This window comes from Pseudomonas sp. F9001 (assembly GCF_013385435.1).
In the GTDB taxonomy this organism is placed as follows: Bacteria; Pseudomonadota; Gammaproteobacteria; order Pseudomonadales; family Pseudomonadaceae; genus Aquipseudomonas.
In genome coordinates this window covers 1-19,973 of the sequence record NZ_JACAPX010000022.1, presented here as the reverse complement: position 1 = coordinate 19,973, position 19,973 = coordinate 1, and the positions used below count along the sequence as shown (strand labels likewise).

General features: G+C 62.6%; 15 protein-coding genes and 1 tRNA gene. 9 read left to right on the top strand and 7 right to left on the bottom strand.

The genetic code is table 11. The features are described 5' to 3' along the window. Position 1: 1 nt before the first annotated feature. Together HX818_RS20965 and HX818_RS20960 are read left to right on the top strand one after the other, a co-directional pair. On the top strand, positions 2-1,531 hold the full coding sequence (locus tag HX818_RS20965; protein ID WP_177020679.1) for a 3-hydroxyacyl-CoA dehydrogenase: 1,530 nt from the start codon (positions 2-4) through the stop codon (positions 1,529-1,531). 26 nt (positions 1,532-1,557) lie between these two features. Then, positions 1,558-2,790, top strand: coding sequence for a CaiB/BaiF CoA-transferase family protein (locus tag HX818_RS20960; RefSeq protein ID WP_003216714.1), 1,233 nt, complete (start codon positions 1,558-1,560; stop codon positions 2,788-2,790). A gap of 42 nt (positions 2,791-2,832) precedes the next feature. Here HX818_RS20960 and HX818_RS20955 read toward each other — a convergent pair whose 3' ends face one another. Continuing rightward, a complete protein-coding gene (locus tag HX818_RS20955) occupies positions 2,833-4,215 on the bottom strand; it encodes a glycerophosphodiester phosphodiesterase family protein (RefSeq protein WP_102368469.1) in 1,383 nt (460 codons plus the stop codon). 176 nt (positions 4,216-4,391) lie between these two features. On the opposite strand from HX818_RS20955, the gene HX818_RS20950 reads away from it, so the two are divergent. Then, positions 4,392-4,467: transfer RNA gene (locus HX818_RS20950), tRNA-Asn, on the top strand. Between the two features lie 65 nt (positions 4,468-4,532). Here HX818_RS20950 and HX818_RS20945 read toward each other — a convergent pair. After that, positions 4,533-4,796, bottom strand: coding sequence for an Ada metal-binding domain-containing protein (locus tag HX818_RS20945; protein ID WP_177020678.1), 264 nt, complete (start codon positions 4,794-4,796; stop codon positions 4,533-4,535). Between the two features lie 152 nt (positions 4,797-4,948). Between HX818_RS20945 and HX818_RS20940 the strand changes: the two genes are divergently transcribed. Then, positions 4,949-6,994 (top strand): prolyl oligopeptidase family protein, encoded by a 2,046-nt coding sequence (locus tag HX818_RS20940; RefSeq protein ID WP_177020677.1) that lies wholly within the window; start codon positions 4,949-4,951, stop codon positions 6,992-6,994. Here HX818_RS20940 and mug read toward each other — a convergent pair. Together mug and HX818_RS20930 are read right to left on the bottom strand one after the other, a co-directional pair. Beyond that, entirely contained in the window at positions 6,981-7,496 is a 516-nt protein-coding gene (mug, locus tag HX818_RS20935) for a G/U mismatch-specific DNA glycosylase (RefSeq protein WP_177020676.1), read from the bottom strand. The two genes, HX818_RS20940 and mug, sit on opposite strands and share 14 nt — an antisense overlap. A 361-nt stretch (positions 7,497-7,857) precedes the next feature. Beyond that, positions 7,858-8,244, bottom strand: a complete 387-nt coding sequence (locus HX818_RS20930; protein ID WP_003207888.1) for a MarR family winged helix-turn-helix transcriptional regulator — start codon at positions 8,242-8,244, stop codon at positions 7,858-7,860. Positions 8,245-8,553: 309 nt separating this feature from the next. On the opposite strand from HX818_RS20930, the gene HX818_RS20925 reads away from it, so the two are divergent. From HX818_RS20925 to yghU, 4 genes are all read left to right on the top strand, one after another. After that, the gene (locus HX818_RS20925) at positions 8,554-11,742 is read left to right on the top strand and encodes an efflux RND transporter permease subunit (RefSeq protein ID WP_008433261.1); all 3,189 of its coding nucleotides are present in this window, start codon (positions 8,554-8,556) and stop codon (positions 11,740-11,742) included. Between the two features lies 1 nt (position 11,743). Continuing rightward, positions 11,744-12,925 (top strand): efflux RND transporter periplasmic adaptor subunit, encoded by a 1,182-nt coding sequence (locus HX818_RS20920; RefSeq protein WP_177020675.1) that lies wholly within the window; start codon positions 11,744-11,746, stop codon positions 12,923-12,925. Beyond that, entirely contained in the window at positions 12,918-14,345 is a 1,428-nt protein-coding gene (locus HX818_RS20915) for an efflux transporter outer membrane subunit (protein ID WP_003207893.1), read from the top strand. The genes HX818_RS20920 and HX818_RS20915 overlap by 8 nt, the downstream gene beginning before the upstream one ends. A gap of 133 nt (positions 14,346-14,478) precedes the next feature. Further along, the gene (gene yghU / locus HX818_RS20910) at positions 14,479-15,321 is read left to right on the top strand and encodes a glutathione-dependent disulfide-bond oxidoreductase (RefSeq protein ID WP_177020674.1); all 843 of its coding nucleotides are present in this window, start codon (positions 14,479-14,481) and stop codon (positions 15,319-15,321) included. A 71-nt stretch (positions 15,322-15,392) separates the two neighbouring features. Here yghU and HX818_RS20905 read toward each other — a convergent pair whose 3' ends face one another. The 3 genes from HX818_RS20905 to HX818_RS20895 all read right to left on the bottom strand — a co-directional run bounded on the left by HX818_RS20905 (position 15,393) and on the right by HX818_RS20895 (position 18,697). Then, a complete protein-coding gene (locus tag HX818_RS20905; protein WP_087692931.1) occupies positions 15,393-16,721 on the bottom strand; it encodes a cation:dicarboxylate symporter family transporter in 1,329 nt (442 codons plus the stop codon). Between the two features lie 90 nt (positions 16,722-16,811). After that, the gene (locus tag HX818_RS20900; protein ID WP_177020673.1) at positions 16,812-18,020 is read right to left on the bottom strand and encodes a pyridoxal phosphate-dependent aminotransferase; all 1,209 of its coding nucleotides are present in this window, start codon (positions 18,018-18,020) and stop codon (positions 16,812-16,814) included. Between the two features lie 11 nt (positions 18,021-18,031). Continuing rightward, entirely contained in the window at positions 18,032-18,697 is a 666-nt protein-coding gene (locus HX818_RS20895; protein WP_003207901.1) for an RraA family protein, read from the bottom strand. Between the two features lie 117 nt (positions 18,698-18,814). Between HX818_RS20895 and HX818_RS20890 the strand changes: the two genes are divergently transcribed. Then, positions 18,815-19,711, top strand: a complete 897-nt coding sequence (locus HX818_RS20890) for a LysR family transcriptional regulator (protein ID WP_008433274.1) — start codon at positions 18,815-18,817, stop codon at positions 19,709-19,711. Positions 19,712-19,973 lie beyond the last annotated feature (262 nt).

Genomic DNA, 19,973 nt, shown 5'->3' with positions numbered 1-19,973 from the left:
AATGGCTGATTCAATCAAGATCATGGGCCTGGTAGGCACCGGCGTGATGGGCGCCGGGATTGCACAGATTGCCGCTCAGGCGGGCGTGTTGGTGCGCTTGTTCGATGCCCGCGACGGTGCGGCGCAAACCGCTCGGGATAACCTCGGCGCCACGCTCTCGAAGCTGGCCGCCAAGGGCAAGATCACCCAGGCAGCGGTGGACGCTGCGCTTGCGAACCTGCAAGTTGCCGCCACCATTGAGGCGTTGCGCGATTGCAACCTGGTGGTGGAAGCCATTGTCGAAAACCTCGACGCCAAGCGCGGCCTGTTGCAGCAGCTGGAAGGTGTGGTCAGCGCGGCGTGCATCCTCGCCACCAACACCTCGTCGCTGTCGGTCACGGCCATCGCCACCGGCTGCCGACACCCTGAGCGGGTCGCCGGGCTGCACTTTTTCAACCCGGTACCGTTGATGCGCGTCGTCGAAGTGATCGACGGCCTGGCCACCGCACCGAAGGTTGGCGATGAGCTGCTGGCCTTCGTCGCCCGTACCGGCCATCGCGGCGTGCGCGCCAAGGACACTCCGGGTTTCATCGTCAACCACGCCGGCCGTGCGTACGGCACCGAAGCCTTGAAGATGCTCGATGAAGGCATTGCCGAGCGTGGCGACATCGACCGTATCCTGCGTGAAGGCGCAGGCTTTCGCATGGGGCCGCTGGAACTGCTGGACCTCACCGGGCTCGACGTTTCCCACCCGGTGATGGAGTCGATCTACAACCAGTTCTATCAGGACCCGCGCTACAAACCATCGCCCTTGACCCGCCAGATGCTGGTGGGCGGACGCTTCGGGCGCAAGAGCGGGCAGGGCTTCTACCGCTATGAAAATGGCCAGGTGGTGGACGGCCCGCAGCCGCAGCCGGTGCCTTCCATCAAGCAATTCCCGCCGGTATGGATCGCCACCGAAAACGCCGAAGACTACGAGCGCCTCAGCGCCCTGGTGATCGAGTTGGGCGCACACCTTGAAAGCGCGGCGCAGCCTTCGCCTGAAGCGTTGTGCCTGCTGGCGCCCTACGGTCTCGACGCCACCTCGGCCAGCGAGCGCTTCCACACTGACCCGGCACGCACCCTGTGCATCGACCTGCTGACCGACCTGTCGCGCCACCGCACCCTGATGCAAAACCCGCTGACGTCCACCGCCACCCGCGATGCCGCCCACGCGTTGCTCGCCAGTGACGGTGTAGGTGTGACAGTGATCAGCGACAGCGTCGGCTTCGTTGCCCAGCGCACCCTGGCGATGGTGGTCAACCTGGCCTGCGACATTGCCCAGCAACGCATCGCCAGCGTCGACGACATTGACCAGGCCGTACAACTCGGCCTGGGTTATCCACAAGGCCCGCTCGCCTGGGGCGATGCCCTCGGGCCACGGCGCATCCTCACGATTTTGCAACGCATGAGCGAACTCACCCACGACCCGCGTTATCGTCCCAGCCCCTGGCTGCGGCGGCGTGCCGTGCTGGGGATTTCCCTGCGTCATGAAGAGCCGGCAGTCGGCTGATTTCGATTCATCACAGGACAAGAATAATGGGTGCATTGACAGGTTTGCGGGTGCTGGACTTAAGCCGGGTATTGGCCGGGCCCTGGTGTGGCCAGGTGTTGGCCGACCTCGGCGCGGAAGTGATCAAGATCGAACGGCCACAGAGTGGCGACGATACCCGCGGCTGGGGCCCGCCGTGGATGAAGACCGACACCGGCGAGTCATCCGGGCAGGCGTCTTATTACCAGTCCACCAACCGCGGCAAACTATCCGTGGCCATTGACCTGGCCACCAGCGAAGGCCAGGAACTGGTGCGGGCCCTGGCGGCCAGCTCCGACGTACTGATCGAAAACTACAAGGCCGGTTCCCTGGCGCGTTATGGCCTGGATTACGCGACCCTGGCCGAGATCAATCCACGGTTGGTGTACTGCTCCATCACCGGCTTCGGCCAGACCGGCCCGCGCGCCGAAGAACCCGGCTACGACTTCATCATCCAGGGCATCGGCGGCCTGATGAGCATCACCGGCGAACGCGACGACCTGCCCGGCGGCGGCCCGCAAAAAGTCGGCGTGGCGTTCTCCGACCTGATGACCGGCCTGTATTCCACCGTCGCGATCCAGGCCGCACTGCTCAGCCGCGAACGCACCGGCGTTGGCCAACACATCGACATGGCGCTGCTGGACGTACAAGTGGCAACCCTGGCCAACCAGAGCATGAACTACCTGGCCTCGGGCAAGGTGCCGCAGCGTTTCGGCAACGCCCACGCCAACATCGTGCCGTACCAGGTGTTCCGCGCCGCCGACCGCGACTTCATTATTGCCTGCGGCAACGACAGCCAGTTTGTAGCGCTGTGCCACAGCATCGGTTTGCCGCACCTGCCGGAAGACCCGCGCTTTCGGCGCAATGCCGATCGGGTTGCGCATCGGGCGGAGATTGTCGAACTGTTGTCGGCGCACTTCCTGGGGCGCACGGCGGACGAGTGGGTGGCGAGTATTCACGCCTCGAAAGTACCGGTGGGGGCGATCAACAACATCGCGCAATCCCTGGAAGAGCCGCAGGTGATTGCCCGTGGGTTGATGGTGAAGATCCCGCATCCCAGGAATCCGCAGTTCGAGATGGTCGGCAGCCCGATCAAGATGTCGGGCACGCCGGTAGAGTATGTAAGGCCGGCGCCGATGTTGGGGCAGCATACCGATGAGGTACTGGGCGAGCGCCTCGGGTTGTCGGCAGAGCAGTTGGGGCAGCTCAAGGCAGGAGGGGTGATTGAGCAACTCGACTGAAGGATGGCGGCCCACAAGGCCGCCATCTTTGCGCACGACTTTTTAGCGCGCGACTTCTTTAAGGTAGGCAGTTCGGGCCGCAACGGCAGTCGGCGTGAAATCCGTAAACACACCGTCAACACCGGCGCGGAAAAAGGCCATGTATTCCGCCGCCGGGTTGCCCTTGTAGGCACCTGCCAGGTATTTGGCTTCGTTGCGGAAGGTGAAAATATGCACGAACAGGCCGGCCTTGTGCGCATCGCTGATCAGGCTGGTGGGCTTGAAGGTATCGACCTCGGGCAAGCCGGGGTTTTGCGCTGAAGCGGCGGTCAGCGACATCGCTTGCGGCTTCCATGGCCCGATGCCGTCGGCGTAGGTCTTGACCTCGGCCAGCCCGGCCGGGGTCAGCATCGCACCAAAGGCGCGTGGGTCGCCGGCGACGGTCCAGCTGTAGGGGCGGCCGCTGACGAAGGTGTTGGGTTTGTCGGTGATGAAAATGGTCTCGCCGGTCTTGAAGTTCACCCCGTTCCCATCCACCAGTTGAACCGCCCTGGTTTGCAGGCCGATGGAGCGCAGGTATTTCAGGCTGTTCGGGTCGAAGCTCTGCACGAACACCGGCGCATCTTTGCGATTGAGGTTGTTGTCTTCAAGGGTCTTGAGAAACGCCGCTTCGAACGGATGACTGCCCGGCGCGCCGCAGCCGTTGGCGATGGCCTGGGCATTGTTCCAGATCGGGTTCTTGCTTTCCGGGTAGGTGGTAATCACGCGGCCCGTGGCGGCGCTTTTGGCTTTCGCGATGTCGATCACTTCCTGGAAACTCAGGATCGGCAGCTTGCCGTTGAGTTCGGTCGGGCGCTCGTCGCGGGCATCATACGTCGTGCCGCCGATCCATTGCTTGAGTTCGGCCAGGGTGAAATCGCTGATTGACCAGTCGTTGGTATGGTCTTCGCCATCCACGATCAAGGACTTCAACACGGATTTTGGATCGTTGGGGTCAGTCAGATCACTCAGGTACTGGGCCGGGCCATTTTCTGCAGTGGCCGGATACCTGACGTTAACCAGTACACCCGGCACCGTGCGCTTGCGGCGTGCAACTTCGGGATTGGTCTTCGCGACGTCGCTGATGTTGGTGTTGTCGCTCAACCAGGGATTGTGCCGGGCCACCAATACACAGTCCTTGGTCATGTGCAGGTCCAGCTCCAGCGAATCCGCACCAGCGTCGGCTGCATGCTCGTAGGAGGCCCGGGTTTCTTCCGGGTACAGTCCTGGCAGGCCGCGATGGCCGATAACCAGCGGCGGTGCACCGTCCAGGGTTTTGAACGAAGCAGGCGCGACAGGCGCGCTCCTGGTCACACTGTCACACGCGCTCACCGTCAGGCTGCATCCGATAACGATAAAACGGGCAAGCAGGGTTTTTACCGCTGGCGGGCCTGAGCGAGTGTGCATGTGTCGTCCTTCAAGAAGAGGGTAGGGGCGGGGTATCTGCGGATGTTGGCGTTGACGTATGACAGCGTCGTGACAGGAAGTGGCGTGGTGATTTTCCAGCGCGGCGCACCTGGGGTGAAGCAAAAATCTCACTGAATGCTTGACTTCTCCTTTTCAATCAGTAACATACGGCGCATTCCGCGATAGCTCAGTTGGTAGAGCAAATGACTGTTAATCATTGGGTCCCTGGTTCGAGTCCAGGTCGTGGAGCCAGATAGTAAAAAAGCCTGCAGCGATGCAGGCTTTTTTTTGCCTGGAATTTGTCCCGGACACTCGATTCAGGCGTGCCCTCGAAACAGGCGATATTCGGCAGGCATGCACACCGCACAAGGACGAAATCCCGCGGCGATAGCCGTGGCTTCATCGAGAAAAAACACGCGATTTTGCACGTAGCCGCCACGCGCAATGGCTCCCAGCGCCGCACGACAGTCGAGCTTTCCATAGCGCTTGCCGCGACGGTGACCGCCCAGCGTTCCCGGCTCGAGGCTTGGGAAGGGGCTTGCGTCTGCGCCCATCAGCATCCACATGTTTTTGTCAGCCATCGGCTGTCCTCCTGCCGTAGCAGCCTGCGGTACCTCCGCCATGTATCGCCGATCAGGTCGGCTGGCACACCCGGTTTCTTGCTTTTTTTATCACTCAAAAAGGCTCAAAGTCGGGCACGCTATCCATTTCTGCTTTTCGACAGGATTCGAACATGTCAAAACTTCCCGAAACGTCCAATGATCCCTACCAATGGCTTGAAGACGTCGACGGCACGCGTTCACTGGACTGGGTACGCGCCCAGAACCTCAGGACCGAAGACCGGCTCGCCCGCTCCGACAGCTTCAAGCAAATCAAGGCCGAGGTGCTGGAGATACTGGACTCGGACAGCAACATCCCCTACGTCGATAAGGTCGGCGCCTATTACTACAACTTCTGGATGGACGCCGCCCACCCGCGGGGCCTGTGGCGTCGCACCACGCTGGCGGAGTACCGCAAGCCTCAGCCTGCCTGGGAAACGTTGCTGGACCTTGACGCACTGAACGCCGCCGAAGGCGAAAACTGGGTGTGGCACGGTGCTGATTTCTTGCGCCCGGACTACCAGCGCTGCCTGCTGGCGCTGTCCCGTGGCGGCGCCGATGCGAATGTCACCCGCGAGTTTGATCTGGCCAGCAAGACCTGGGTCGAAGACGGCTTCCAGTTGCCCGAGTCCAAGGGCGGCCTGGGCTGGATCGACCGTGACAACGTCTATGTCTATACCGATTTTGGTGAAGGGTCGATGACCCGTTCCGGTTACCCGCGCATCGTCAAGCAGTGGCAGCGCGGTACACCGCTGAGTGCCGCCAGTCTTGTCTATGAAGGCGCGCTGGATGATATGTACATCGCGGCGATGCACGACGACACGCCCGGCTACGAGCGTGACTTCGTCAGCCGCACGCTGGCGTTCTACAACAACGAGCTGTACCTGCGGGGCAGCGACAACCAATTAAGCAAAATCGACGCGCCGAACTCGGCGGAAAAGTCGGTGTACAAAGACTGGCTGCTGCTGGAACTGCGGGAGGACTGGACGCTCGATGAGGTGTTCGTGGCCGGCTCGTTGCTGGCGATCCGGTTTGATCGCTTCATGGCAGGCCAGCGGGATTTCGAGGTGCTGTTCACCCCTACGGACAGCACCTCGCTGGCAGGGTTTTTCTGGACGCTGAATCACCTGGTGCTGAACGTACTGGATCACGTCAAGAACCGCCTCAGCGTTCTCACCCCCGGCGCGAACGGCTGGCAGCACAGCCCGTTCACCGGGGCGCCGAGCATGGGGACGGTGGATGCCAGCGCAGTGGACAGCGACGACAGTGATGCCGTCTGGCTGGTGACCACTGACTACCTGACGCCGACCACCTTGTCGCTGGCCGAGATCGGTCATCCGCCCGAGGTACTGAAAACCCTGCCGGCCTTTTTCGATTCCAGCCAGCACGTGATCGAGCAGCACTTTGCGGTCTCCAGGGACGGCACTCGTGTGCCGTATTTCCTGGTGCTCGGGAAAGACCTGCCGCGCAACGGCACGGCGCCGACCTTGCTCTATGGTTACGGCGGCTTTGAATACTCCCTGACCCCGTATTACTCCGGTAAGGCTGGCCGCGCCTGGCTTTCGAAGGGCGGGGTGTACGTGGTTGCCAACATTCGCGGTGGCGGTGAATACGGCCCGCGCTGGCACCAGGCCGCACTCAAGCAGAACCGTCCGCGTGCCTACGAAGATTTCGCCGCAGTGGCCCGTGACCTGATCGACCGCGGGATCACTTCGCCCCGACATCTGGGCGCGGAGGGTGGCAGCAACGGTGGTCTGTTGGTCGGCAATATGCTTACTCAATACCCGGAACTGTTCGGTGCAATCGTCTCCCAGGTGCCCTTGCTCGACATGCAGCGCTATCACCTCCTGTTGGCCGGGGCGTCGTGGATGGGGGAATACGGCAACCCGGACGTACCTGAAGAGTGGGCGTACATCCAGACGTTTTCTCCATACCACCTGTTCGATCCGGCGAAGGCCTACCCACCGGTGTTTTTCCTGACCTCGACCCGCGATGACCGGGTGCATCCAGCCCACGCCCGCAAGCTGGCGGCGAAGATGATCGAGGCCGGCAAGGACGTGACGTACTACGAAAATATCGAAGGTGGGCACGGCGGGGCGGCAGACAATGCGCAGGCTGCGCATATGAGTGCGCTGGTCTACAGCTTTTTGTGGGAGAAGTTGAGTTCTAATCGGGACTGAGTGTTGCCAGCCTTAATTGCTGGTATGCCTGCACCAATTGGTCGAGCGTAAACCCAAGGTTTCTGCCGCTGGGATTGGGCAGAACCCACACCGCCGCACACCCCAGGGTGTGCGGTTGAAGCCCCCAGGCAATCTGCTTCTGCCCGCTCAACGCGCTATAGGCGGCCTTTCCCAGAAACGCCACATACCGTGGCGCGTAGCGTGCGATCTTGCGTTCAAAACTAGCCGCCGCCGCCCTGAATTCATCCGCCGACAACTGGTCCGCCCGGGCCGTAGGCCGCTCCACCACCGTGGTCAGCCCGCATTGGTATTGCAGGATCGTGAGGTCGTTCTCCGGCTGCACTTCATGGGGCGTAAACCCGGCCAGGTGCAGCGTGCGCCAGAACCGATTGCTCCTGCCCATGAAGTGATGTCCGGTGGTGGCGGCCTTCAGCCCCGGGTTTATGCCGCAGAAAATCACGGCCAGGTCTTTGGTCAGAATGTCTTCGAGTGTTTCGTTCATGCTGAGTCTCAGGCAAGTGTCTTTCACGACGTTGGGAAAAACACAGGGGCGGTCTGGCGTATCGCGTTAGTCGGGATACCCTGTGAACCTGTTCAGGCTATCTTTACAGCGGCCATCATGGTTAACGGGGCCCGCAGGTCAACAGCAGAGCTGCTTTATGTGGGAGCGGGCTTGCTCGCGAAAAAACCGAGAACGCCGCGTTGAATCAGGATGCCAGCGTCATCGTTGACGACCTTCGCGAGCAAGCCCGCTCCCACATTTGACTGTGCCCGCTCTTGATTTTGATCTTGGGCGGCCCGCGGAGTAATGCCGGCAAGAGCGGAACCAATATCAGCCATTACCTAAATAACCGATATACCCCCTAACCCAACAACGCCCGAGCAAACTCATCAGACGCAATAAAGTCCATGGCCTTGCGCAACTCGCAAGCCGCCTCAGCCCCAAACACCTCATCAAACCGCACCGCCATCTGCCTGGACACCACCCGCGCCTCTTCGTATTTACGCTGCCCCGCGTCGGTCAACAGCACCCGCCGGCTGCGGCGGTCCAACTCATCCACCCGCAACACCACCAGCCCATCCCGCACCAGCGGCTTGAGCGTATGCCCCAGGGCCGACAAATCCATCACCAACGACTGCGCCAGGTCGCGCATCTTCGGAGCGTCGCCATTGGCGATGTGGTTCATCAGCGAATACTGGGTGGCCTTCAGACCAAACGGCGCAAACGCCTCGTCATAGATCTGCGCCATACGACGGGACGCGCGCCGCACGGCTCCGTTGGAACAGGTGCTCGGGCTATTCAGGACAGGCGGTGCGCATTTCACAGGCTGATCACTCGCTACAGATCAAGGGTTAACCGAACGTTAATCCGGCAAGATGAATATTGACACATGCTGCAACAAATTAGTTGCGTATGCCACTAAACGCTATATCGTGGCATATGCCTCTATTTTGACCGGATGTCAGTGCAGTTGGCCCGGAACACAGACGGGCGGGGCAGGAGGGAAGCGCTGTTCGGTACCTCCTTCAGTCATCAACTTCCTGTCTGGATCACATCTATGCTCAACCTCGTGCGCATCGCATTGCGGCGCCCCTATACCTTCCTGGTATTGGCTATTTTCATTCTGATTGTGGGCCCGCTCGCGGCCTGGCGTACCCCGACCGACATCTTCCCCGAAATTCGCATCCCCGTGATTGCCGTGATCTGGCAGTACACCGGCTTGCCGCCCGACCAGATGGCCGGCCGCATCACCTCGCCGTTCGAGCGGGTGCTGACCACCACGGTCAACGACATCCGCCATATCGAGGCGCAATCGCTGAACGGCTACGGCATCGTCAAGGTGTTCTTCCAGCCGGGAGTCAATATCAGTACGGCCAACGCGCAGATGACTTCGGTGTCCCAGGCCATCCTGCGTCAACTGCCGCCGGGCACCACGCCGCCGCTGATCCTCAACTACAGCGCCTCGACAGTGCCGATCGTGCAGTTGGCGTTGTCCGGCAAAGGCCTCAGCGAACAGAAACTCGGTGACCTGGGCCTCAACACCGTGCGCCTGATGCTGACCACGGTGCCCGGTGCCGCACTGCCATACCCCTTCGGCGGCAAGACCCGCCAGGTGCAGATCGACCTCGACTCCGCACGCATGCAGGCCCGTGGTCTCTCGGCGCAGGACGTGGCCACTGCCCTGGCCACGCAGAACCTGATCACCCCGGTGGGCACGCAAAAGATCGGCAGCTACGAGTTCAACCTGCAACTGAACAACTCGCCGACGGACTTCCACGACCTGGAAAACCTGCCGATCAAGACCGCCGACGGCACCACCGTGTTGATTCGTGACGTGGCCACGGTGCGTGACGGCAACCCGCCGCAGACCAACATCGTGCACGTCAACGGCAACCGCTCCGTGCTGCTGCCGGTGCTCAAGACCGGTTCGGCGTCGACCCTCGGGGTGATCGCCGGGATCAAGGACAAACTGGCCGACAACAAAGGCGCCTTGCCGCCCAACCTGAATATCGACCTGATCGGCGACCAGTCGCTGTTCGTGCGCTCGGCCATCAGCGGCGTCGCCCGGGAAGGGATCATAGCGGCCGCGTTGACCAGCCTGATGATCCTGTTGTTCCTCGGCAGTTGGCGCTCCACGGTGATCATCGCCACGTCGATCCCGCTGGCCATCCTGTCGTCGATTGCCACGCTGTCGGCGCTCGGCGAAACCCTCAACATCATGACCCTCGGCGGCCTGGCATTGGCCGTGGGGATCCTGGTGGATGACGCTACGGTGACCATCGAAAACATCAACTGGCACCTGGAACAGGGCAAGCCGGTGGAGACGGCGATCCTCGACGGCGCGGCGCAGATCGTCACGCCGGCGTTCGTGTCGCTGCTGTGTATCTGCATCGTGTTTGTGCCGATGTTTTTCCTGGAAGGCGTGGCGCGCTTCCTGTTTGTGCCGATGGCCGAAGCGGTGATCTTCGCGATGATCGCCTCGTTCATCCTCTCGCGAACCCTGGTGCCGACCCTCGCCAATTACCTGCTCAAGCCTCACGAACATCATGCGGACGGTACGCCGGTGGTGGCGCCGTCGAGCAACCCGCTGGTGAAATTCCAGCGCGGGTTCGAGCGCCAGTTCGAGGCGTTTCGCGGGGTTTACCACGGGGCACTGGAGAGTGCCTTGCACCACCGCCGTATCGCGGTGATCGCGATGCTGGCGTTCGTCGCCGTGTCGTTTGCGCTGGTGCCATTCCTGGGTCGCAACTTCTTCCCCGACGTCGACTCCGGGCAGATCCTGTTGCATGTGCGTGCACCGATCGGCACGCGGGTCGAGAGCAATGCGCGGCTGGTCTCGCAGATCGAGAACACCATTCATAACGTGATTGAGCCCCGGGAGCTGGCGGCCATCGTCGACAATATCGGCCTGGCCATCAGTGGGATCAACGTGGCCTACAACAACACCGGCACCGTGGGCTCACAGGACAGCGACATCCAGATCAGCCTGAAAGAGGGCCATCGTCCCACCGCCGAATACATGCGCGAACTGCGGGAGCGGCTGCCCCGTGAATTCCCGAATGCGGTGTTCTCGTTCCCGGCTTCGGACATCGTCGGGCAGATTCTCAACTTCGGTTCTTCGGCGCCGGTGGATGTGCAAGTCAGCGGCAATAACCTGCCCGCCAACTTCACCTACGCCAGCACGTTGCTGCGGGAAATCCGGCGGGTGCCGGGTGTGGTGGATGCGCGTATCCAGCAGTCGCGGCAACTGCCCACGTTCAAGATCGATGTGGACCGTACCCAGGCCCAACTGGTGGGCCTGAACGAGCGCGATGTGACCAACAGCCTGGTGGTCAACCTGGCGGGTTCCAGCCAGGTGGCGCCGACGTTCTGGCTCAACCCGGCCAACGGCGTGTCTTATCCGATTGTGATGCAAACCCCGCAGTACGGCCTCGACACCCTGGCCGCCCTGCATAACCTGCCGTTGAGCGGCAGCCCCGGTTCGGCGCAAGACCAGACCCTCGGCGGCCTGGCGTCCATCGAACGCAGCCACGCGAACTCGGTGGTGACCCAGTCGGACATCCAGCCGGTGGTCGAGGTGTTGACCGCAATCCAGGGCCGCGACCTCGGTGCCGTTGCCGCCGACATCCAGAAGATCATCGCCGCCCACGCCAGCGAAGTGCCCACCGGCTCCAAGGTGCTGTTGCAGGGTCAGGTGCAAACCATGAACGCGGCCTTCAGTGGCTTGCTGTTTGGCCTGCTTGGCGCGGTGGTGCTGATATACCTGCTGATCGTGGTCAACTTCCAGTCGTGGGCTGACCCGTTCGTGATCATCACCGCCTTGCCGGCGGCGCTCGCGGGCATCGTGTGGATGCTGTTCATCACCCACACGCCGCTGTCGGTACCGGCGCTGACCGGGGCGATCATGTGCATGGGCGTGGCCACCGCCAACGCCATCCTCGTGGTGAGCTTCTGCCGCGAACGCCTGGCCGTGCACGGGGATGCGGTGCAGGCGGCGCTTGAAGCCGGCTTTACCCGTCTGCGCCCGGTATTGATGACCGCGATTTCGATGATCATCGGCATGGCGCCGATGGCGCTGAGCCTGGGGGAGGGCGGCGAACAGAACGCCCCGCTGGGCCGTGCGGTCATCGGCGGGCTGGCCTTCGCCACCATTGCCACGTTGTTCCTGGTTCCGCTGATTTTCAGTCTTGTGCACGGGCGGCGTCAGCACGCCACGCTTGCGACCACCGCCACTCAAGGGGTTTGACATGTCTGCTTCCGTTTCCAATCCGGGTTCGCCCCGCCGTAAATCCCGTGGTCTGCTCTGGCTGGTGCTGGGGCTGGTGGTCCTGGTTGCCGTGGTGGTATTCGGCATCGGCGTGCGCGCCAGCGAATCCCATGATCTGAAAACCTGGACCGATGCCCAGGCGTTGCCCAGCGTGATCCTGATCACCCCGAGCGTGCAGCCCCAGGGTCCGATCCTGAACCTGCCGGGGCGTCTTGAGGCGTATTCGCGGGCGTCGATCTTTGCCCGGGTCAATGGCTACCTCAAGACCTGGAACGTCGACATCGGCGACCACGTGAAGGCCGGGCAACTGCTGGCCGAAATCGACACGCCGGAGCTCGATCAGCAACTGCTGCAAGCCAAGGCCGTGCTGGCTTCGGCCCAGGCCGACGAGTCGCTGGCACAGACCACCGCCAAGCGCTGGCAGGCAATGCTTTCGTCGGACTCGGTGTCGCGCCAGGACGTGGATGAGCGCACCGGCGACCTGACTGCCAAGCAGGCCAAAGTGGTCGCGGCCAGGGCCAACGTCGACCAGTTGGTTGCCACCAAGGGCTTCCAGCGCTTGACTGCGCCGTTCGCCGGCGTGGTCACTGCACGCTCCACCGATGTGGGTGCGCTGATCAGTGCCGGTGGTGCCACCGGCAAAGAGCTGTTCGCGGTCTCCGACGTCAGCCGCCTGCGGGTGTATGTGCAGGTGCCGCAGTCGTCGGCGCCGCAGATCCAGGTGGGCACCGTGGCACGTCTGAGCGTGCCGGAGTATCGCGGTGAAACCTTCAACGCCAAGGTGATCGCCACTGCCGATGCGGTGAACGCCGCGTCCGGCAGCACCCTGGTGCAACTGTTGGTGGACAACCCCGGCAGCCGCCTGTTGCCGGGCGGCTACACCAGCGTGCAGTTCACCTTGCCGGTGCAGACCGACGTGCTGCGCCTGCCTGCCAGCGCCCTGGTGTTCGATGACAAGGGCATGCGCGTGGCCACCCTCGACGCGAATAATCATGTGCACTTCAAGACCGTGACCATCGCCCGGGACTTCGGTGACAGCGTGGAAATCGGCAGCGGCCTGGTCGCCACCGACCGCGTGATCGACACCCCGCCCGACGGCCTGGCCGACGACGATTCGGTGCAGCTGGCCGCCAATCCTGTGGAGGCCAAACCCCATGGCTAAGCGCACTTGCCTGGTATTGGTCGCGACCCTGGGCCTGGGCGCCTGCCACCTTGCGCCGCCGCTGGACGTGCCGGAGGTACCCATTGCCGCGCAGTTCCATACCCAGGGACCGTGGACCGTCGGCACACCGAACGACCAAGCAAGTCGCGACGGTTGGTGGCACATCTACAAGGACCCGCAACTGGATGCGATGGAGCAGCAGTTGCTGCAAAGCAACCCGGACTTGAGCGCGGCACTGGCTCACTATTCCCAGGCCCAGGCGTTTTTGGCCCAGGCGCAATCCGGGCTGTTTCCAAAGCTGATCGGTTCCAGCAATGCCCAGCGCATTCGCCAGTCGGACACCCGCCCACTGCGCTCTGCCAGCCCGCCGAATGTTTACGATTCCGGGACAGTGGGGGTCGAACTGGACTATGAAGTCGACCTCTGGGGCCGTGTGCGCGACACCGTTGCCGCCGGCACCAGCGACGCCCAGGCCGCCAAGGCCGACCTGGCCTCAGTGCGTCTGAGTTTGCAGGCGCAATTGGCCGACAGCTACATCCGCCTGCGTGGCATTGACCGGCAAGACCAGTTGCTGCAGGAAACCAGCGATGCCTATGCCAAGGCTTTGAGCCTGACCGAAGGCTTGCACGGCGGCGGTATCGTCTCCGGGCTGGACGTGGCGCGGGCGCGTACCCAACTGTCGACGGTCAAGTCGCAGCTGAGCCAGAATTTGGTGCAGCGTGCAGTGCTTGAACACTCCATAGCGGCGATGCTGGGTGAGTCCGCATCGACCTACGCGATTGCCCCCAGCGTCGCGGATATTGCCTTGCCCGGCGTGCCCACCGGTGTACCGTCTACGCTGTTGCAGCGTCGGCCGGACATCGCCGCTGCCGAGCGCCGGATTGCCTCGGCCAATGCACGCATAGGGGTGGCGAAAGCCGCCTGGTTCCCGGCCCTTACCCTGAGTGCCCAGGGTGGTTTCCAGAGTGATGAGTTCGCGCACTTGTTGAGCGCGCCCAACATTTTCTGGGCCATCGGCCCGTCGCTGGTGGGGACGATTTTTGACGGCGGCGCGCGCCAGGCCGGGGTGGACAGTGCCAAGGCGGCAACCGATGAAGCCGCGGCCAAGTATCGTGGTGTAGTGTTGACCGCGTTCGAGCAGGTGGAGAACAACCTCTCCATCATCTCCGGGCTCGACACCGCCCTGGTTGACCAGCGCGATGCGGCGGCAGCCGCGCAGTACGCCGAGGACTTGTCCCTGGCCCGCTATCGCCAGGGTGGCGCGGCGTACCTGGACGTGGTGACGGCGCAGGTAGCGTCGTTGCAGGCACAGCGCACGGTGCTGGATCTGCAGACTCAACAGTTAAGCGCCAACGTAGGGCTGATCAAGGCACTGGGTGGCGGCTGGAATATGGCCCAACTGGCCCAAAAGAACCTGTAGGAGCGAGCTTGCTCGCGAAGGTCGTCGACCACACCGCGGGCATCCTGAAAGAACACGGCGCCCTCGAGTTTTTCGCGAGCAAGCTCGCTCCTGCCGTTAGTTGTTGTGAACATTGAATCCAAGGAGTAGTGGCATGACTGATTACGTACCGCCAAAAGTCTGGACCTGGAAGACCCAAAACGGCGGCACCTTCGCCAGCATCAACCGGCCCATTGCCGGCGCGACCCACGACAAGGAATTGCCGGTAGGCCGTCATCCGTTGCAGCTGTATTCGTTGGCAACGCCCAATGGCCAGAAGGTCACGATCCTGCTGGAAGAGCTGCTGGCCCTGGGTCACAAGGGTGCCGAATACGATGCGTGGTTGATCAGGATCGGTGACGGCGACCAGTTCGGCAGCGGCTTCGTCGGCGTCAATCCGAACTCGAAGATTCCCGCGCTGCTGGACCGCAGCGGGCCCAAGCCGATTCGGGTGTTCGAGTCGGGTGCGATCCTGCAGTACCTGGCCGAGAAGTTCGGCGCGTTCCTGCCCACCGAACCGGCGGCCCGTGCCGAATGCCTGTCGTGGTTGTTCTGGCAGATGGGCAGCGCGCCGTACCTGGGCGGTGGCTTCGGGCATTTCTATGCCTACGCGCCGACCAAGATCGAATACGCCATCGACCGCTTCGCCATGGAAACCAAGCGCCAACTGGACGTACTGGACAAGCAATTGGCCGAGCACGAATACATTGCCGGGGATGAGTACACTATCGCCGACATGGCGATCTGGCCGTGGTACGGCGGCCTGGTGAAAGGCCGTTTGTATGAGGCGGGGGAGTTTCTCTCGGTGCAGGATTACAAGCACGTCGTGCGCTGGGCCAATGCCATCGAAGCGCGGCCGGCGGTGCAGCGTGGGCGCCGGGTCAACCGTGTGTCGGGCGAGCCGTCAGAGCAACTGCGCGAGCGGCATGACGCGTCGGACCTCGACCTGCACCGTTGATAGAGCTGGCAACCCACACCTTGTGGCGAGGGGGCTTGTCCCCCGTTGGGCTGCGCAGCAGCCCTGAAAAATCACCGCGTTTTTTCAGGAAAATTCGGTGAGCTTATTGGGGCTGCTGCGCAGCCCAACGGGGGACAAGCCCCCTCGCCACAGGTTTCAGCGGTGCCTTCGCGGCGTTCCCATTTGGCAATCACAAGCGGTGCCAGGGCATTGCCCAGCACGTTCAACGCGGTGGTCGGCATTTCCATCAGGCGATACACCCCGGCGATGAAGGCGATGCCCTCCAACGGCAAGCCCGCACTCGCCAGGGTCGCCGACAGAATCACGAACATGAACCCCGGCACCCCGGCCGCGCCCTTGGATGTCAGTACCATGGTCACCACCAGCAGGGCCTGGTCGCCAAGGCTCAGGTCGATGCCATACAGCTGCGCCACGAACAGCGTGCCGATCCCCAGGAACAGCGACGCACCGTCCAGGTTGAACGAATACCCCACCGGCACCACAAAGCTCACCAGCGAAGGCGGCACGCCGTAGGTTTCGAGTTTCTTCATCAGTTGCGGCATCACCGCCGCCGAACTGGCGGTGGAGAACGCCAGGATCAGTTCATCCTTGATATGCCGCATCAACGCAAACAGGTTGATCCCCCACAGCCGCGCCACCAGGTTGAGCACCACCAGCACGAAGAAAGCAATCGACACGTAGCTGACCAGGATCAGCTTGGCCAACGGCAACAGCGAGCTGAAACCGAAGTTGGCCACGGTCACTGCGATCATCCCGAACACGCCGATGGGCGAATAGGCCATGATCATCGACGTGACCTTGAACATCGCCTCCGACACCCCGCGCAGCAGGGCAATCACCGGGTCTTTGCGCTCGGCGGGCAAGCGCGAAACCCCGAGGCCAAACATCACCGCGAAGAACAGCACCGACAGCAGGCTGCCCTGGGCCATGGCGTTGATCACGTTGTCCGGAATGATCCCGACAATGATCTGCCCCAGGCTGTGGCCGCCGCCGGCGCTGCTGGTGGGCAAGGTCACGGCACTCGCTTGCAGGCTGGCCAGTTCGGTGCCGGCGCCCGGCTGGAGCAGGTTGCCCATCACCAGCCCGACGATGATCGCCAAGGTGGTGATGCAGAAGAAATAGCCCAGGGACTTGGCCCCGATGCGTCCCAGGGATTTACCGTCACCGTGCCCGGCAATGCCCACCACCATGCAGGCAAACACGATGGGCACGACGATCATCTTCATCAGCTTGATAAAGATATCGCCCGCCGGTTGCAGCAGGTTGTCCACCAGCCACGGCCGGGATTCGGGAAAACGGTGCAGCAGGGCGCCGATGGCGATGCCGGCGAGCAAGCCGATCAGGATTTGCCAGACCAGCGCGATGCGGGGCTTGTGCATGGGAATGCCTCATTTATATCAATGATTATGAGTGTTGTTCTAGGCAGTCAATGAGCGGCCATCCCTGGCCGCCGGGTGGGGCGGGAACCGTCAGCGCAATCGATGGCACGCTTCATTCAGGCGACGGCAACCTTCTTCAATCACGTCAAGCGAGCTGGCGAAAGACAGGCGGATATACGGCGACATGCCGTACGCCGCGCCGCTTACGGTGGCCAGGCCGTGTTCCCGCAGCAGGTGCTCGGCCAGTTGGGTGTCACTGTCGATCCGCTCGCCGTGGGCGGTGGTCTTGCCCATCAGCCCGGCGACGTTGGCGAACACGTAGAACGCGCCATCCGGTGGCGTGAAGCTCACGCCGGGAATGTCTTCGAGCAGGCCCAGCATGCGTTCGCGGCGTTGCTGGTACACCTCGCGCATCCCGGCGATGGGCGCCTGGTCGCCAGCGAAGGCGGCAACTGCGGCAGCCTGGCTGAGGGAACTGGGGCAGGTGGTGGTTTGCGAAAGCAGCTTGGCAATGGCCGCGATCAACCAGGCCGCACCGGCACCGAAACCCAGGCGCCAGCCGGTCATGGCGTAGCCCTTGGAGGCGCCGTTGACGATCAGCGTGCGCGGCTTCAGGTCCGGTGCGAGTCGGGTCAGGGAAACGTGGCGGGCATCGTCGTAGACGAAGTGCTCGTAGATCTCGTCCGCCATGATCAGCACATGGGGATGGCGCCGCAGCACCGCGGCCAGGGCCAGCAGTTCGGCCTCGTTGTACACCGCGCCGCTGGGGTTGTTCGGGCTGTTGAGGATCACCCATTTGCTGCGCGGGGTGATCGCCTGTTCCAGGGCCTGAGGCGACAGTTTGAACCCCAGTGACTCGTCGCCGGGAATGATCACCGGCGTCGCGTCATTCAGCCGTGCGATGTCCGGGTACGACACCCAATACGGCGTGTGCACGATGACTTCGTCGCCGCGATTCAGGGTCGCCGCCAGGGCGTGATAGATGATGTGCTTGCCACCGCACCCGGCGATCACTTCGTCCAGCCCATAGTCCAACTGGTTATCGCGCTTGAGCTTGAGGCAGATCGCCTGGCGCAGGGCGAGGGTGCCGCTGGTGGCGGTGTAGTGGGTGTCGCCACCGTGCATCGCGGCGCTGGCTGCTTCGAGGATATGCGCGGGTGTATCGAAGTCCGGCTCGCCCACGGTGAAGTTGACGATGTCCCGGCCCTGGGCGCGCAGTTCGCTGACCAGTGCATTGGCGGCGATGCTCGGGGAGGGCGCGATGCCCAGCACCCGGTCGGACAGAAAGGCAGTGCTCATGATGACTCCCCTCAGCCTGCCAGGCCGGCCTGTTGCAACACCTTGTCGATCCAGCTCTGGCGCACCGCACCGCTGGCGATTTCGGCTTTGACTTGCTCTTCATGGGCCGCGTGTTGCGCGGCCTTGCGCAGCACTTCGGCGGCGTCGGCCTGGGAGAAGGCGACCAGGCCGTCTTCGTCACCCACCAGCACATCCCCCGGGTTGATCAGCATGCCGCCGATGGACACCGGCACATTCACCTCGCCCGGGCCGGTCTTGTAGGGGCCGCAATGCACCACGCTGCGGGCGTAGCAAGGGGTGTCCTCGAAGCTCGCGACATCGCGAATCGCCCCGTCAATCACAAACCCCACGCAGCCGCGTTGCTGGGCGTAGAGCTTGACCAGTTCGCCGATCACCGCGTTGTTGGTGTCGCCCTGGGCGTCCACCACCAGCACGTGGCCGGGCTCCAGCATGCTCAAGGCCTTGTAGATCAGCAGGTTGTCGCCGGGGCGGGTTTTCACCGTGAGCGCGGTGCCCACCAGCTTGCCGGTGCGGTTGTAGCGGTTCAGCCCACGGGCGCCGATGTGCCGGCCGAGGTTGTCGCTGATGTGCGGGGTGACCACGTGAGTGAAGGCTTCAAGCACTTCGGCGCAAGCCAGAGGCGGGTTGGGGAGGATGCGGGAACCGGGCAAGGACATGGCTGTAACTCCGATTGATCTTATGGGTCTGTGGCTAGATCTTAGGAGTGATGAACATACAGTTTTAGCGATATTTTATTATCTGATAGGATCGCTTTTTCTCATGGGAGATGGCCGATGATCACGTTCAAGCAAATCGACGCGTTGTACTGGATTGCCGAGCTGGGCAGTTTCGAGGCGGCGGCGAACAAGCTGAACATGTCGCAGTCGGCGATTTCCAAGCGCATCCAGGAGTTGGAAGAAACCTTCGATGTGGAGATTTTCGACCGCAGCAAACGCAATGCGCGGTTGACGGAAAAGGGCGCCGAGTTGCTCGACTACGCCAAGGACCTGCTAGAGCGTCGTGACTACATGCTGGAGCGGGTCAGCACCCGTGAAGTGCTGGTGCGCAGGTTTCGCCTGGGGGTGACGGAATTGACGGCTTTCACCTGGTTGCCGGCGCTGGTGGAGGCGTTGCGCGAGGCCTATCCCAAGGTGCAGATCGAGCCGTCGGTGGAGCTGAGCAGTGAGCTGTTTCGCAAGCTGGAGAGTGATGAGCTGGACCTGGTGATCGTGCCTGATGCCTACAGTGATTCGCGCTTCCTGAGTACGCCGCTGGGCAGTGTGGAAAACGCCTGGATGTGCGCACCGGGGTTGGTCAGCGAGGCTGATCCGGTGGGGCTTGAGGCATTGGCCGGGTATACGGTGTTGACCCAGGGTTCGCACTCGGGGACGGGGCTGATTTATGAGCGCTGGTTGGCAGCGCATGCTGTGCAGATGCCGCGCAAGTTGACCAGTCATAACCTGTTGGTGCAGGTCGGGCTGGCGCTGTCGGGGGTGGGGGTGAGTTATTTGCCCAAGGGGTGTTTGTCGCATTTGATCGAGCGCGGGGAGCTGCGCGCGCTGGTGACGGAACCGGCGCTACCGAGGGTTGGGTATGTGGCGTTGCATCGCGGGGATCGGCAGTTTGGCTTGAACCAGAATGTGGCGCAGTTGGCGGTGCAGTGTTGTGATTTTTCGCGGTTGTTGTTTTGAGTGTATATCCGTTATTTAGGTAACGGCTACTTAGGGTTCCGCTCTTACAGCGGGTCACTTTTGAAAAGCGCAAAAGTAACCAAAACGCTCTGCCCCGCCTGTCGGCACCTCGCCTAGGCTCGGTGTTCCCTCACTCCGGCACCACTCCGCGGGCCGCCGCGACGGGCCATCCATGGCCCGGCGCGGCTAAACCGGCGTCCTGCCGGTTTACCCGCTCCGCACTGCCTGCGTTCGGCCTCGGGCTTATTGGGGCAGTCAGATC

What these genes read in the sequence shown, in the direction of transcription:
- HX818_RS20940 (WP_177020677.1), top strand. Translation starts at nt 4,949, where the DNA reads ATGTCAAAACTTCCCGAAACGTCCAATGATCCCTACCAATGGCTTGAA.
- HX818_RS20905 (WP_087692931.1), bottom strand. Translation starts at nt 16,721, where the DNA reads ATGCACAAGCCCCGCATCGCGCTGGTCTGGCAAATCCTGATCGGCTTG.
- HX818_RS20920 (WP_177020675.1), top strand. Translation starts at nt 11,744, where the DNA reads ATGTCTGCTTCCGTTTCCAATCCGGGTTCGCCCCGCCGTAAATCCCGT.
- yghU (WP_177020674.1), top strand. Translation starts at nt 14,479, where the DNA reads ATGACTGATTACGTACCGCCAAAAGTCTGGACCTGGAAGACCCAAAAC.
- HX818_RS20955 (WP_102368469.1), bottom strand. Translation starts at nt 4,215, where the DNA reads ATGCACACTCGCTCAGGCCCGCCAGCGGTAAAAACCCTGCTTGCCCGT.
- HX818_RS20900 (WP_177020673.1), bottom strand. Translation starts at nt 18,020, where the DNA reads ATGAGCACTGCCTTTCTGTCCGACCGGGTGCTGGGCATCGCGCCCTCC.
- mug (WP_177020676.1), bottom strand. Translation starts at nt 7,496, where the DNA reads ATGAACGAAACACTCGAAGACATTCTGACCAAAGACCTGGCCGTGATT.
- HX818_RS20960 (WP_003216714.1), top strand. Translation starts at nt 1,558, where the DNA reads ATGGGTGCATTGACAGGTTTGCGGGTGCTGGACTTAAGCCGGGTATTG.
- HX818_RS20965 (WP_177020679.1), top strand. Translation starts at nt 2, where the DNA reads ATGGCTGATTCAATCAAGATCATGGGCCTGGTAGGCACCGGCGTGATG.
- HX818_RS20930 (WP_003207888.1), bottom strand. Translation starts at nt 8,244, where the DNA reads ATGGCGCAGATCTATGACGAGGCGTTTGCGCCGTTTGGTCTGAAGGCC.
- HX818_RS20915 (WP_003207893.1), top strand. Translation starts at nt 12,918, where the DNA reads ATGGCTAAGCGCACTTGCCTGGTATTGGTCGCGACCCTGGGCCTGGGC.
- HX818_RS20945 (WP_177020678.1), bottom strand. Translation starts at nt 4,796, where the DNA reads ATGGCTGACAAAAACATGTGGATGCTGATGGGCGCAGACGCAAGCCCC.
- HX818_RS20890 (WP_008433274.1), top strand. Translation starts at nt 18,815, where the DNA reads ATGATCACGTTCAAGCAAATCGACGCGTTGTACTGGATTGCCGAGCTG.
- HX818_RS20895 (WP_003207901.1), bottom strand. Translation starts at nt 18,697, where the DNA reads ATGTCCTTGCCCGGTTCCCGCATCCTCCCCAACCCGCCTCTGGCTTGC.
- HX818_RS20925 (WP_008433261.1), top strand. Translation starts at nt 8,554, where the DNA reads ATGCTCAACCTCGTGCGCATCGCATTGCGGCGCCCCTATACCTTCCTG.